A 12,655-nucleotide genomic window follows, 5' to 3' on the forward strand; every position below is an offset into this window, starting at 1 on the left:
ACAAATAAATGTAAAGTTGTAAAGTAATTCACAACTCAACAACCAGGGACACCGATATGTCAGAACTGAAATTTGCTACCCGCCTCAACTCCTTTGCGTCCGGCGCGTGGCGCTACTGGCCAGAGCTGAAAGGCAAGCCTTCCGTGTTGCAGATGATTGAGCGTGCTGCTACGGCGAAAGGCCTGACCCATCTGGATCTGAACTATCCGCAGCACATCACCGATGATGTCAAAACCATGCGTCAGAAAATTGAAGACGTGGGGCTGGCGGTGAACGGCATGCAGATGCGCTGGGATGCACCGGAATTTAAAATCGGCGCGTATACCAACCCGGATGCCAAAATCCGTCGTCAGGCGATCGAACTGACCAAGCGCGGTATTGATGCCGGACGCGAATTTGGTGCCAGCATCATGACGCTGTGGATGGGGCAGGACGGTTTTGATTACTGCTTCCAGGTCGACTACAAAAAAGTCTGGGAAGATGCGGTCAGCGCGGTGCGTGAAGTGGCGGAATATGCCGGGGATATGGACGTCAGTATTGAGTACAAGCCCAACGAACCGCGGGCTTTCGCCATTTTCCCGAACGTCACCACCTGCCTGCTGGCGGTGGAAGAAGCCGGCTGCCCGAATCTGGGTATCACGCTCGACTTTGCCCACGTGCTGTATGCGAATGAGATCCCGGCCTATGCCGCCGCCATGGTGGCCCGCCGTTCACGCCTGCTCGGCCTCGATCTGAACGACGGCTGGGGCAAACGCGATGATGGTCTGATGGCCGCTTCCGTTAACCCGCGCGCTACGCTGGAGTTCCTCTGGCAGATGAAGCGCGACGGTTATAACGGCGCTTACTATTTTGACACCTTCCCGGATGCCAGCGGTCTTGACCCGGTGCGTGAAGCGGAAACCAACATTGCCACCGTTACCCGTTTACTGCGGCTCTGCGACAAGCTGGATAATAACCCGGCCCTGCTGGACGCCATCAGCCGCCAGGATGCCGTTACCTCTCAGCAGATTGTTAACGACATTATGCTGGCACCTTAATACGTCTCTCCCCCGGGTTATAAACCCTATAAAAATAACAGGATAGATTATGAAAAAGCACTTACTCTCTGTACTCACCGCGACACTGTTCTGCTCGACCGTTTATGCAGCGGATCTGCCGCCACTGCAGTCCGATACCGAAGCTGACCGCACCGACTGGACGCAGCTCACTGAAAAATACGGGCCGTTGCCGGCACCGGACAAAAAACTGAAAATCGGTGGCGTATCAAAAACGCTGACCAACGAATACTGGCGCTCGCTGGGTGAAGGCTACAAAGCCGCAGGCGCAAAATACGGCATCACCGTCGAATATCAGGCGGCCGCTAACGAAGACGATCAGCTGGGCCAGCTGTCGATCGCCGAAACCCTGATCTCACAGGGCTTTAACGGCCTGCTGGTCTCCCCGCAGACCGATGCCAACCTGCAACCGGCCTATGAAGAAGCGAAAAGCAAAAACATCCCGGTGGTCAACGTTAACGATGCGGTGATGCCGAATGCGGCCCACTACGTCGGCAACGTGCAGAAAGACAACGGCGTACGGGTGGCCAACTGGTTTATCCAGCACTATCCGAAGGGCGGCAAGGTCGCCGTCATTGAAGGGCAGCCGGGCGTTTACGCCGCCGCACAGCGGACGAAAGGCTTCCGTGAAACCATCACTAAAAACGGTAAGTTCACGCTGGTGGCCAGCGTGCCGGCCAACTGGAGCCGCGAAAATGCCTACAACGCCGCCTCGACCATTCTGCAGCAGCACCCGGATCTGATTGGCTTCTATGCCAACAATGACGGCATGGCGCTGGGCGTGGTAGAAGCCGTGCGCTCACAGGGTAAATCGGCGCAGACTGCCGTCTTCGGCACGGACGGTATTTCCGATGCCTACGCCTCGATCAAACGCGGTGAGCTGACCGGTACCGTTGACAGCTTCCCGGTGCTGACGGGCGAAGTGGCGATGGACGTGATGCTGCGCCTGGTCGCTGGCCAGAAACTGTCGCGCGTCGTCTCCACGCCGCAGGCGTTGATCACCAAAGACAATGCCGATGCCTTCTCGACCAAAGATAATAACAAGCTGCGTCAGCTTTTAGCACAGCAGTAATCACGGCGGAGGGTGTATGGAACAGTTTTGTCTGACGATGCGTGGCATCAGTAAAACCTACGGCAGTGCGGCAGCGTTACAGACGGTGGATTTCTCCGTCAGACCGGGTGAGGTGCATGCCTTAATCGGTGAGAACGGCGCTGGCAAGTCGACGCTACTGAATATTCTCTCCGGCGTGCGCCCCGCCGATGCCGGTGAGATCGCCGTCAACGGCGTGGTGGTGCAGATGAAAAATCCCCTGTCCGCGCGCCAGGCCGGGATTGCGATGATCCATCAGGAGTTGCAGCACGTTCCTGAGCTCTCCGTGGCTCAAAATATGTTTCTTGGCCGGCCACTGACGCGCTTTAAAGGCTGCTTTGTTGACCGTAAGGCACAGCGTAAGCGGGCAATCGCCATCCTGCGGCGTCTTGATCCGAGCATTGACCCGGACGAGCCGATTAAGAATCTGAAAGTGTCGCAGCAGCAGATAGTGGAAATCGCGCGTGCGCTGCTGGATGAGGCCAAAATCATTGCGATGGATGAGCCGACCTCCAGCCTGACGCCGCGCGAGTTCGACCGGCTGGCCGAGCTGATCTCCGATCTGAAGTCGATGAACGTGGCGCTGATCTACGTCTCGCACAAGATGAACGAGATCTTCAAGGTCTGCGACCGCGCCACTATTCTGCGCGATGGCCGACAGGTCGGGGTGGTGAACATCGGCGATGAAACCGAAGAAACCATCGTCACCAAAATGGTCGGACGCAAAATTGAAAAGGTACAGCATCAGTCTTACATCACCGGGAAAGAGGTGCTGCGGGTTGACGGACTGGGGCGCGATAAAGCGGTACAGTCCGCCAGCTTCAGCGTTAACGCGGGTGAAGTGCTGGGCATTGCCGGGCTGGTTGGGGCAGGGCGTACGGAACTGCTGAAGCTGATTGCCGGTATTGATACCTGCACCAGCGGCAGCGTACGGGTGGACGGCGTGGTGGTGAAAACGCTTAACGTCAGCACCGCCATCAAAGCCGGCATTGGCCTGGTGCCGGAGGATCGTAAAAAAGAGGGCATCATCAAACAGCGTGCGGTGAAAATGAATATGGCGCTGCCGTCGATGATGAAATTTACCCGAGCCGGACTGTTACGCCAGCGGCAGCTCGATAAAGTGGCGCTGGAAGTGATGAGCGATCTGAATCTGCGCCCGTTAAATATTGAAAAGCCGATTGGCACGTTAAGCGGCGGTAATCAGCAGAAAGTGATTATCGGCCGCTGGGTGGCAGCGGATAATAAAGTGTTTCTTTTTGATGAGCCAACCCGGGGAATTGATATTGGTGCCAAATCAGAAATTTATAATCTGATAGAGAAATTAGCCCGCCAGGGCAAAGCGATTGTGGTGGTGTCTTCTGAAATGCCGGAAATTATGCGTATTTCAGATCGGGTGCTGGTCATGCGTGAAGGGAAGATCACCAAAGAACTGAGCGGTGAGGCTATCACCGAAGAAAACATCGCCCGTTACGCGATTAACGATCTGGCTTAAGACCGAATAAAGGTAATGATCATGATGACTCAAGAGAAAACTCAGCCAAAAGTGCCGGCTCCGGCGCTGTTTAAATTTAATTTGCGCGACGCAGGAACGCTGATTGGTTTATTAATTATTGTGGTGACATTTTCATTTCTGTCACCGGTATTCTGGACGCTGCCAAACCTGCTGAATATTCTGCAGCAGTCATCCATTAATGCCATTATCGCGCTGGGCATGACATTGGTGATTATTTCCGGCGGTATTGACCTCTCTGTCGGGCCGACGGCGGCATTATCAGCTGTACTGGGTGCCACGCTGATGGTGGCTGGCGTGCCGGTGCCGCTGGCGGTGATGGCGACGCTGGGCGTTGGTGCACTTTGCGGCGTGTTCAGCGGTACGCTGGTGGCCTATGCCGGACTGCAACCCTTTATCGTCACCCTGGGCGGGCTGTCGCTGTTCCGTGCGCTGGCCCTGATTTTTACCAACGGCAACCCTGTTTTCGGCATTCCGATGGCGTTCCGTAACCTGATCAACAGCACGGTGTTTGGCATACCGACGCCGATTATCGTGGTGGTGGTGATTGCCCTGTTCCTGTGGGTGGTGATGAACAAAACTCCGCTGGGCGAATACATTCTCGCCGTCGGGGGCAATGAAGAAGCTGCGCGCGTGGCAGGTGTCCCGGTTAAGCGCACCAAAGTGACGGTGTTTGTCATTTCCGGCGTACTTGCCTCGCTGGCGGCACTGATTCTGATTGCCCGCCTGGGGGCGGCAGAACCCACCATCGGTAACCTCTGGGAGCTGGATGCGATTGCCGCGGCAGCCATCGGCGGTGCCTCGCTGATGGGTGGTAAAGGCAGTATTGTCGGCACGCTGATCGGCGCAGTTATTCTCGGCGCGTTACGTAACGGTCTGACACTTCTGAATATTCAGGCGTTTTATCAATTGCTTGCTACTGGCCTTATAATTATCATAGCGATGTTGATTGACAGAGCGACACGAGGCAAGTAATGAAGCAGGACCCGCGAGCCATAGGCGCTCAAATACGTATGCGATTACCCAGCCTGACCCCTCTGGAAAGAAAGGTGGTTGACTCCGTTACGTCGAAAACGGATTTGTCTGAGCAGACGTCAATTAAAGAAATTGCCCAGATGAATAATGTTTCTGAAGCCATGGTGGTCAAAATTGCCAAAAAGTTAAATTTTTCAGGGTTCAGGGATTTCAGAAGTAGTCTGATTTATTATAACTATTCTGAAGTGGCCGGGATGCATGCGGAAATTGAAGCGGATGACTCGTCGGAGCAATTACTGGCAAAAGTCTTCAGGACGTCAATTCAGGCAATAGAAGAAACACTGACTATTCTTGATGTCTCTGAATTTAACCGGGCAGCGGATATTCTGTTTAAAGCGCGTCACATTGATTTATATGCCGTCGGCGGTTCCGCGACGGTCGCGCGGGATTTATCCCATAAGATGTTAAAGATTGGGATTAAAACCACGGTGTACGATGATGCGCATATTATGCTGATGTCTGCGGCAGTGTTATCGGATGACGATGCAGTGATCGCCATCAGTCATTCCGGCGCGACGCGCGCGGTAAATGACCCGATAAAGCTGGCGGCGCGTAACGGGGCCAAAGTCATTGCAATTACGAACTATGCCGAGTCGCCCATTGCGCGCAGCGCGCATGTGGTGCTCAATTCAACCTCTCAGGGCTCGCATTTGTTGGGGGAAAACGCCGCGTCACGCATTGCCCAGTTGAACATACTGGATGCACTGTTTGTGGCGATTGCGCAGAAGGATCTGAAGACGGCGGAGAAGAACCTGAAGAAAACCCAACAGGCAGTCCAGGATCTCAGAGAATACTAGTATGAGCCACATCTTAGTCATCGGCAGTCTTCATTACGATATTCTGCTGCAGGCCGACCATCGCCCGGAAAAAGGGGAAACGGTGATTGGCAGCGGCTGTGCCTATAAGTTTGGCGGCAAGGGTGGTAATCAGGCCGTGTCGGCGGCGCTGGCCGGTGCCCGGGTGCGCTTTGCCGGTGCCGTAGGCGACGATGTGCAGGGGGCGTTTTTACTCGACGTGCTGCAACAACACGGCGTGGATACCACGCATGTCGCGATCGGCGCGGGTCTCCCCTCCGGGATGAGCGTCGCCATTCAGGATGCGGAAGGCGATTATGGCGCGGTGGTGGTGTCGAATGCCAACAATCACATAACCCTGGCGTCCCTCAGCGATGATGCTCTCTGGCAGCAGGTGAGTATGCTGCTGCTGCAGAATGAGGTGCCGGAGGCGGTAAACCATCATGCCGCCGCCGAAGCGAAAAAGCGCGGCATCCGCGTGTGTCTGAATGCTGCCCCGGCGCGCCCGCTGACCCCGGAAATGCTGGCCGGTGTGGATCTGCTGGTGGTCAATGCGGTGGAGGCCCGCGATCTCAGCCAGATTACCGTGGCCGATTTAAGCGCCGCCTGCCTGGCCGCAGAGAGCCTGGGGCGTGATTTCCCGGCGGTGGTGGTGACGGCGGGGGAACACGGTGTGGCGTTCTGCGAGCAGGGGGCAGACAGCCAGTCGCTGCCTGCCCGCAAAGTGCAGCTGGTCAGCACCCACGGGGCAGGCGACTGCTTTATGGGCATGCTCTGCACCACGTTGCTGAACGGTGAGCCGCTGGCGGTGGCGGTGGATAAAGCCAACCAGGCGGCCGCCGAACACGTATCGCGCCCGTTGCTGTAAAACGGGCTGACCGAAACAGAAAGTCAGCCCCTGCGGGAGATATCTCTGGCTGTATGAGGGATAATGTCCACCTGCCGGGGGCGACCTTTTTTCCGGTCGACCCGTCTACTCGTTCCGGCGGCTTAAAAATCCCGCAACCGATCGAACAGATCCATCATGGCGTGTCTGTCGAACCGTTCAGACGCGTCTTGCCCCAGCTGCTGCTCCATCTGGCACAGCAGCCCGTAAATCACGTCGGCAATCTCTTCCCGCTCAATGGTTTCAATACTACTGCTGCGTCGATCCATCGCGTTGAAGGCCTCTGCCCAGCTGCGTACTAAGGTCTCCGCCGTGGCGTTAACGCTCGCGGCATCGCTGGAACCGTTGATCTCACGCAGGGAGATGCACGCCTGCTTATACAGCGCGGCGGCCTTTTTCGCATGGGCCGGGCTGATATTTTCGCGGCCGTCCCAGTCGCGAAAGGGATTGTTCAGATTTTCTGCCAGCCACTCTGGCTTGCGCGGTTTAGTGATGGACAGATCGACGCCATCCACCTTTTTCCAGCGCTTCTTCACCGACGTCGCCACATCAGCGGGCAGGCTGGTCATCCACAGCATCGCCATGTGGGGCAACGCCTCCGGTGACGGGACATCCTCAGAAGCGAAGCCGAACAGATCGACCGTGGTGAACATCTGCAGCGCAGACAGGCGCGCCAGGCTGTCCATATGGATCAGAACACCCGGTTTACCCCACAGCCTTAATTGCGCCAGCGCCGGGAAGCGGTCAGCAATGGCGGCGATATCGGCCTGAGCCACCTGGGTAAGATGCAGTCCGCGCAGCGCGTCCAGGCCCTGCAGTGAGGGCAGCGTCTGGCCGTGCATCAGCGTCAGATCCCGGCCCTGATGGCGGCTGTGGATCGTCAGATCGGGGGCCGGTGTAGCGCTCAGCGAGAGCAGGTTAAGCCCGTCGTTTACCCTGAGCGAGGTCAGCCCCGTCGGGTCAATAATCAGCCGCTTCAGCGGGCTGCCGCTCAGATCCAGCGCGGTCATACCGGCTGAAGAAGCCCAGTGCAGCTCCATGATAAACGGGTGCTGACGAAGATACGCGGCCAGCCCCTCGCTGCCCTGTGCTGTTTCGACCGTCGTCAGGCAGGGCAGCTGGTCCAGCAGCGCGTAATCCGTCAGGCCTGCCAGATGGGTATCGGTGATCTTTGTCGTATTCTCGGGCAGTACGCCAGCGGGCAGCGTCACCTGACGGTCGCGCGAGGCGGCTTTAAACCGGGCGCGCTTATCCGCATCAATGGCGTTCCAGTGCCGCTGATTATACAGACTGTTGCCGACGTTCCAGCCGCCTGCATAGCTGTTAACTTCTTCATGGACCAGCGGCGGGACATTCCCGACCAGTGTGTAATGGGGCGGTATGCTGGCCGGCAGGAACGAATGATCGTAGCGACCGCGCCAGAAATAGTAATCGCAGACCAGGGGCCGCATGGCCGCCAGCGCTGCCGCATCCGGCAGGGACGCGCCGCACCAGTCGAGATCGAGCACGGCGACCATATTCTTGTCTTTCAGCGCTGTGATCTGACAGGCGACATACTGTTGAAGGAGGGGATGATAAACACAATAAATATCGCCTGGGGTGGGTTTCATACCGGCTCTGAGTTGTTGTTAATGTTGTGAAACTATAGCCAAAAACACCCTCTGCTGATAGCGAAAATCCTGGCTGGCGGAGCCAGACCGTTAACCGATAATCAGATAAAACCTTTCTTATTGTAGGGGGACGCTTTACTCCGGGCGAAAACGCCGTCATTGTCGTTATTCGCAGGGTGATGGCAAAAAACTCACATTCAGAGCTATCGAATACATAGGGTAATACTGGTGTGACCTGGTGAGCTCTGCGTATAAAGTAGCCATGACAATAAATAAGGGAGTGTGAGCATGAGCCATTCATTTGATGAAAAACCCGAAGAAGAAGCGAAGCCGATCGTTGAGGCTGACCGCGAAGCCCCGGCCGGGAAATGCCCTTTCCATGAAGGAAAGAGTAATAAAGCCTCCGGCGGCGGCACAACCAGCCGTGACTGGTGGCCTAATCAGCTTCGGGTCGACCTGCTAAATCAGCATTCCAGCCGCTCTAACCCGCTCGATGAAGGGTTTGACTACCGTAAAGAATTCGCCAAATTAGATTATTCTGCGCTTAAAGCCGATATTAAAGCACTGCTCACTGACTCACAGTCCTGGTGGCCTGCCGACTGGGGCAGCTACATCGGCCTGTTCATCCGCATGGCCTGGCACAGCGCCGGCACCTACCGCTCGGTTGACGGGCGTGGCGGTTCCGGGCGTGGCCAGCAGCGTTTCTCCCCGCTGAACGCCTGGCCAGATAATGTCAGCCTGGATAAGGCGCGCCGCCTGCTGTGGCCGGTGAAGCAAAAATACGGTCAGAAAATTTCCTGGGCCGATCTCTATATTCTGGCGGGTAACGTCGCGCTGGAAAACTCCGGTTTCCGCACCTTTGGCTTCGGTGCCGGGCGTGAAGACGTCTGGGAACCGGATCAGGACGTGAACTGGGGGGATGAAACCACCTGGCTTGAACACCGTCACCCGGAATCTTTAGCGGCTTCCCCGCTCGGTGCTACCGAAATGGGGCTGATTTACGTCAACCCTGAAGGCCCGGAGCACAGCGGCGACCCGGCGTCGGCCGCCCCGGCGATCCGCGCCACCTTCGGTAACATGGGGATGAACGATGAAGAGATCGTCGCCCTGATTGCCGGGGGACACACGCTGGGTAAAACGCACGGTGCCGGCGATGCCAAACACGTCGGTGACGACCCGGAAGCTGCGCCAATTGAAGCGCAGGGCCTCGGCTGGGCCAGCACCCACGGCAGCGGTGTCGGAGCCGATGCCATCACCTCCGGTCTGGAAGTGATCTGGTCGCAGACGCCAACGCAGTGGAGCAACTACTTCTTTGAGAACCTGTTCAAATATGACTGGGTGCAGACGCGCAGCCCGGCGGGTGCCATTCAGTTTGAAGCCGCTAACGCAGCGGATATTATTCCTGATGCGTTCGATAGTGGCAAAAAACACAAACCCACCATGCTGGTAACCGATCTGACGCTGCGTTTCGACCCGGAGTTTGAGAAAATTTCCCGTCGTTTCCACGGCGATCCGCAGGCGTTTAACGAAGCCTTTGCCCGCGCATGGTATAAGCTGACCCACCGCGATATGGGGCCAAAAGCCCGCTATATCGGCCCTGAAGTGCCGAAAGAGGATCTGATCTGGCAGGATCCGCTGCCGGTACCGGTGTATCACCCGACGGTGGCGGATATTGCGCTGCTGAAAGAGAACATTGCTGCTTCCGGTCTGACCGTCAGTGAACTGGTCTCGGTTGCCTGGGCGTCGGCCTCAACCTTCCGTGGCGGTGACAAGCGCGGCGGGGCTAACGGCGCCCGTCTGGCCCTGCTGCCGCAAAGGGAGTGGGAGGTGAACGCCACGGCGGCCCGCGTCCTGCCGGTGCTGGAGGCGATCCAGCAGTCAACGCAGAAAGCCTCGCTGGCCGACATTATCGTGCTGGCGGGTGTGGTCGGTGTGGAACAGGCGGCGAAAGCCGTTGGCGTGACGATCGAAGTGCCGTTCATCCCGGGCCGCGTGGATGCGCGTCAGGAACAGACAGACATTGAGTCGTTTGAACTGTTGAAGCCGAAAGCCGACGGCTTCCGCAACTATCGCGGCGTTCACGGCCGCACGTCGACGGAAAATCTGCTGATCGACAAAGCGCAGCAGCTGACGCTGACCGTACCGGAGTTAACGGTGCTGATCGGCGGCATGCGTGCGCTGGGGGCCAACGCTGACGGCAGTCAGCACGGTATTTTCACCCAACGTGTCGGTGAGCTGAATACTGACTTCTTCGTCAATCTGCTGGATATGCGTACCGAATGGAAGGCGGCCGACGGCAGCGGAGAGCGCTTTGAAGAGCGTGACCGACAGAGCGGCGAGGTGAAGTTCACCGCGACCCGCGCCGATCTGGTGTTTGGCTCCAATGCGGTACTGCGTGCCTCTGCTGAGGTGTACGCCAGCAGCGACGCGAAAGAGAAGTTTGTAAAAGACTTCGTGGCTGCCTGGACGAAGGTCATGAATCTGGACCGTTTCGATATCTGAGCACGCTGACCCTGAAGGCCCGCTGGAGGAAACTCGGGCGGGCTTTTTTTGCGTTGGGCTTTTTGTCTGGCGTGGTGTAAAGCGTTATCTCAGAGAGCGCAGTCGCTGAGGGGAAAACCTGTCAACGATAAGAATCAGCGCTAACTTCCGCTTTTTGCTCTGCGTTTCACCAGATCCCACTTCTCTGTCAGATTTTTTCCTTACTTAACTGCCCGTGTTGCTCAAGCTCATAGTCGATAAACGCGCCGATCATGGTTCGGTAGACTTTTTCGATAATGACGACGGGAAGGCCTTCCTCAAGGGCTGTCTTACACACCTTATCAATAACCTGCTGGACGCGGTCCGGAGCGCGAACAGCCGAGGGGTCTTTTTTAAAAGACGCTGCCGCTTTCACACATTCGGCGCGTTGAGCGATGATGTGAACCAGTTCGCTATCAATCTGGTCAATACGATGTCTGACCTCTTCGATGGTGGTAAAATTCACTGTTGATCTCCATAGCTAGTACATAAGTACATAAGTACATAAGCATACACCAAACTCTGATTTGTTCTATGACTTCATCGCCGTCATGTTCAGACCCCCTTAATCTGCCGATGCCTGTAGAATACCGCCATACTCTCCTGTCTTTTTAACAAGGAACGCCTGTATGAATGCCCGGAATATTTTCGATGCGATAAAGAGGGGGGATGCCGGAGAGGTCAGCGCGTGCATTGCTGCAGGTGCCAATCTTGCGGCAGTGAACGATTGGGGGTTCACCGCGCTTCAGGCGGCGGCGATGGGCACTCACAACCTGACGGCGACTCAGCACACCGCGATGCTGGACATCCTGCGTATGCTTATTGATGCCGGCAGCCCGCTGGAGGCCAGGGGCCCCTCCGGAGGCACGGCGCTTTACTATGCAGCCGAATTCGCCAGTGACGTTGCACATGTCCAAATACTCCTCGACGCGGGGGCTGAGGCGGATATCTGCGATGTGTGTGGTAATCACATCATGACGAACGCTTTCTCTGATGAGGTCATCGCGCTGCTTGCTCATGTGACAGGCAGGTCCGTCCCCGTTAAACAGCCCGACCCGGACCCTGTCAGGATGACCGCCGGGCAGTGGCGAGCCGCTAAAGCGCGCCTTGATACCCTCTTTGCCACCCTTGAGCAGGAAGGACTTATCGCGCTGCAGGATGCGGGTGACACCCAGAGTGACGCCTTTACGTCCTGTAGTGAGCGGTTCCACCAGCGTAATGGTGAAAAAACCGGCATACAGGGGTTCTGTTTCTACACCCGGCAAGATCAAAACCGTGCTAAACGCACAAGCTATCTTTCGCTGGGGTTTTGGGGCGCGCCAGAAGGCGCCGAGGTGGATTTACTGCGCGTTGGCACACTTATCACCGACTGCTGCAACAAGTGCGGCTTTGAGGTGCGCTGGAACGGATCGGCCTCCACGCGACCGGAAGTCAGTCTGTTATGACGGTGTGACGGGCTTTTCAGGCCGTGCTGAGTGCGAGGGGGGCTGTCGGGAGATGTGCCCCTCAAAGCTCAGTCCCCTTCACCTGGCACAGCCCCGGCAATTACAGGTATAATCCCGGCAAATTTACAGCGGATTCAGAAATCACCATGACAAAACTGACCTTACAAGAACAGATGCTGAAAGCAGGGCTCGTCAGCAGCAAAAAGATGGCCAAAGTGCAGAGAACGGTCAAAAAATCCAAAGCGCAGGCCCGTGAGGCCAGAGAAGCGGTGGAAGAGAATAAAAAAGCCCAGATCGAGCGTGATAAGCAGCTGAGCGAACAGCAGAAACAGGCTGCGTTATCCAAAGAGTACAAAGCACAGGTGAAGCAGCTGATCGAAATGAACAGGGTGGATATCTCAAGAGGCGATATCGGCTTTAACTTTACCGATGGCAACCTGATCAAAAAAATATCCGTTGATAAGCTCACCCAGTCCCAGCTGATCAGCGGCCGACTGGCCATTGCGCGTCTGGTGGCCGATAACAGCGGCGAGAGCCAGTACGCCATTATCCCGGCCAGCGTTGCCGACAAAATTGCCCAGCGGGATGCCAGCAGCATTGTCCTGAACAGCGCACTGAGTCAGGAAGAGCAGGACGAAGAAGATCCGTACGCTGACTTTAAGGTGCCGGACGACCTGATGTGGTAAATGGCGCTGGCAGTTAACGGCCGG

11 protein-coding genes are annotated in these 12,655 nt (G+C 56.6%); 9 read left to right on the plus strand and 2 right to left on the minus strand.

Going from position 1 to position 12,655, the window contains the following annotated elements:
• Positions 1-56 precede the first annotated feature (56 nt).
• From K6L24_RS07795 to K6L24_RS07820, 6 genes are read left to right on the plus strand one after another with little or no spacing between them, the layout of a single operon-like run.
• Entirely contained in the window at positions 57-1,037 is a 981-nt protein-coding gene (locus K6L24_RS07795) for a sugar phosphate isomerase/epimerase family protein (protein ID WP_062742769.1), read from the plus strand.
• A 49-nt stretch (positions 1,038-1,086) separates the two neighbouring features.
• On the plus strand, positions 1,087-2,127 hold the full coding sequence (locus K6L24_RS07800; protein WP_062742768.1) for a sugar ABC transporter substrate-binding protein: 1,041 nt from the start codon (positions 1,087-1,089) through the stop codon (positions 2,125-2,127).
• Between the two features lie 16 nt (positions 2,128-2,143).
• Entirely contained in the window at positions 2,144-3,637 is a 1,494-nt protein-coding gene (locus K6L24_RS07805; protein WP_137269416.1) for a sugar ABC transporter ATP-binding protein, read from the plus strand.
• A gap of 21 nt (positions 3,638-3,658) precedes the next feature.
• Positions 3,659-4,630, plus strand: a complete 972-nt coding sequence (locus tag K6L24_RS07810; protein WP_062742766.1) for an ABC transporter permease — start codon at positions 3,659-3,661, stop codon at positions 4,628-4,630.
• The gene (locus K6L24_RS07815) at positions 4,630-5,487 is read left to right on the plus strand and encodes a MurR/RpiR family transcriptional regulator (protein WP_062742765.1); all 858 of its coding nucleotides are present in this window, start codon (positions 4,630-4,632) and stop codon (positions 5,485-5,487) included. Before K6L24_RS07810 ends, K6L24_RS07815 begins: the two co-directional genes overlap by 1 nt.
• A 1-nt stretch (position 5,488) precedes the next feature.
• Positions 5,489-6,352, plus strand: a complete 864-nt coding sequence (locus tag K6L24_RS07820) for a ribokinase (protein WP_137269414.1) — start codon at positions 5,489-5,491, stop codon at positions 6,350-6,352.
• 122 nt (positions 6,353-6,474) lie between these two features.
• Here K6L24_RS07820 and K6L24_RS07825 read toward each other — a convergent pair whose 3' ends face one another.
• Entirely contained in the window at positions 6,475-7,980 is a 1,506-nt protein-coding gene (locus tag K6L24_RS07825) for a hypothetical protein (protein WP_222682132.1), read from the minus strand.
• Between the two features lie 288 nt (positions 7,981-8,268).
• Between K6L24_RS07825 and katG the strand changes: the two genes are divergently transcribed.
• Positions 8,269-10,482 carry a catalase/peroxidase HPI gene (gene katG / locus K6L24_RS07830; RefSeq protein WP_222682133.1) on the plus strand — a complete coding sequence of 738 codons (2,214 nt, stop codon included), beginning with the start codon at positions 8,269-8,271 and terminating at the stop codon, positions 10,480-10,482.
• A gap of 187 nt (positions 10,483-10,669) precedes the next feature.
• On the opposite strand, the gene K6L24_RS07835 is transcribed toward katG, so the two are convergent.
• Positions 10,670-10,966 carry a chorismate mutase gene (locus K6L24_RS07835; RefSeq protein ID WP_222682134.1) on the minus strand — a complete coding sequence of 99 codons (297 nt, stop codon included), beginning with the start codon at positions 10,964-10,966 and terminating at the stop codon, positions 10,670-10,672.
• A 163-nt stretch (positions 10,967-11,129) separates the two neighbouring features.
• Between K6L24_RS07835 and K6L24_RS07840 the strand changes: the two genes are divergently transcribed.
• Together K6L24_RS07840 and K6L24_RS07845 are read left to right on the plus strand one after the other, a co-directional pair.
• A complete protein-coding gene (locus tag K6L24_RS07840) occupies positions 11,130-11,945 on the plus strand; it encodes an ankyrin repeat domain-containing protein (RefSeq protein WP_187510108.1) in 816 nt (271 codons plus the stop codon).
• A gap of 146 nt (positions 11,946-12,091) precedes the next feature.
• The gene (locus K6L24_RS07845; protein WP_062742759.1) at positions 12,092-12,631 is read left to right on the plus strand and encodes a DUF2058 domain-containing protein; all 540 of its coding nucleotides are present in this window, start codon (positions 12,092-12,094) and stop codon (positions 12,629-12,631) included.
• The last annotated feature ends 24 nt before the right edge of the window (positions 12,632-12,655 follow it).

This window comes from Erwinia persicina (assembly GCF_019844095.1).
Classification (GTDB): domain Bacteria; phylum Pseudomonadota; class Gammaproteobacteria; order Enterobacterales; family Enterobacteriaceae; genus Erwinia; species Erwinia persicina.

What these genes read in the sequence shown, in the direction of transcription:
- K6L24_RS07795 (WP_062742769.1), top strand. Translation starts at nt 57, where the DNA reads ATGTCAGAACTGAAATTTGCTACCCGCCTCAACTCCTTTGCGTCCGGC.
- K6L24_RS07800 (WP_062742768.1), top strand. Translation starts at nt 1,087, where the DNA reads ATGAAAAAGCACTTACTCTCTGTACTCACCGCGACACTGTTCTGCTCG.
- K6L24_RS07805 (WP_137269416.1), top strand. Translation starts at nt 2,144, where the DNA reads ATGGAACAGTTTTGTCTGACGATGCGTGGCATCAGTAAAACCTACGGC.
- K6L24_RS07810 (WP_062742766.1), top strand. Translation starts at nt 3,659, where the DNA reads ATGATGACTCAAGAGAAAACTCAGCCAAAAGTGCCGGCTCCGGCGCTG.
- K6L24_RS07815 (WP_062742765.1), top strand. Translation starts at nt 4,630, where the DNA reads ATGAAGCAGGACCCGCGAGCCATAGGCGCTCAAATACGTATGCGATTA.
- K6L24_RS07820 (WP_137269414.1), top strand. Translation starts at nt 5,489, where the DNA reads ATGAGCCACATCTTAGTCATCGGCAGTCTTCATTACGATATTCTGCTG.
- K6L24_RS07825 (WP_222682132.1), bottom strand. Translation starts at nt 7,980, where the DNA reads ATGAAACCCACCCCAGGCGATATTTATTGTGTTTATCATCCCCTCCTT.
- katG (WP_222682133.1), top strand. Translation starts at nt 8,269, where the DNA reads ATGAGCCATTCATTTGATGAAAAACCCGAAGAAGAAGCGAAGCCGATC.
- K6L24_RS07840 (WP_187510108.1), top strand. Translation starts at nt 11,130, where the DNA reads ATGAATGCCCGGAATATTTTCGATGCGATAAAGAGGGGGGATGCCGGA.
- K6L24_RS07845 (WP_062742759.1), top strand. Translation starts at nt 12,092, where the DNA reads ATGACAAAACTGACCTTACAAGAACAGATGCTGAAAGCAGGGCTCGTC.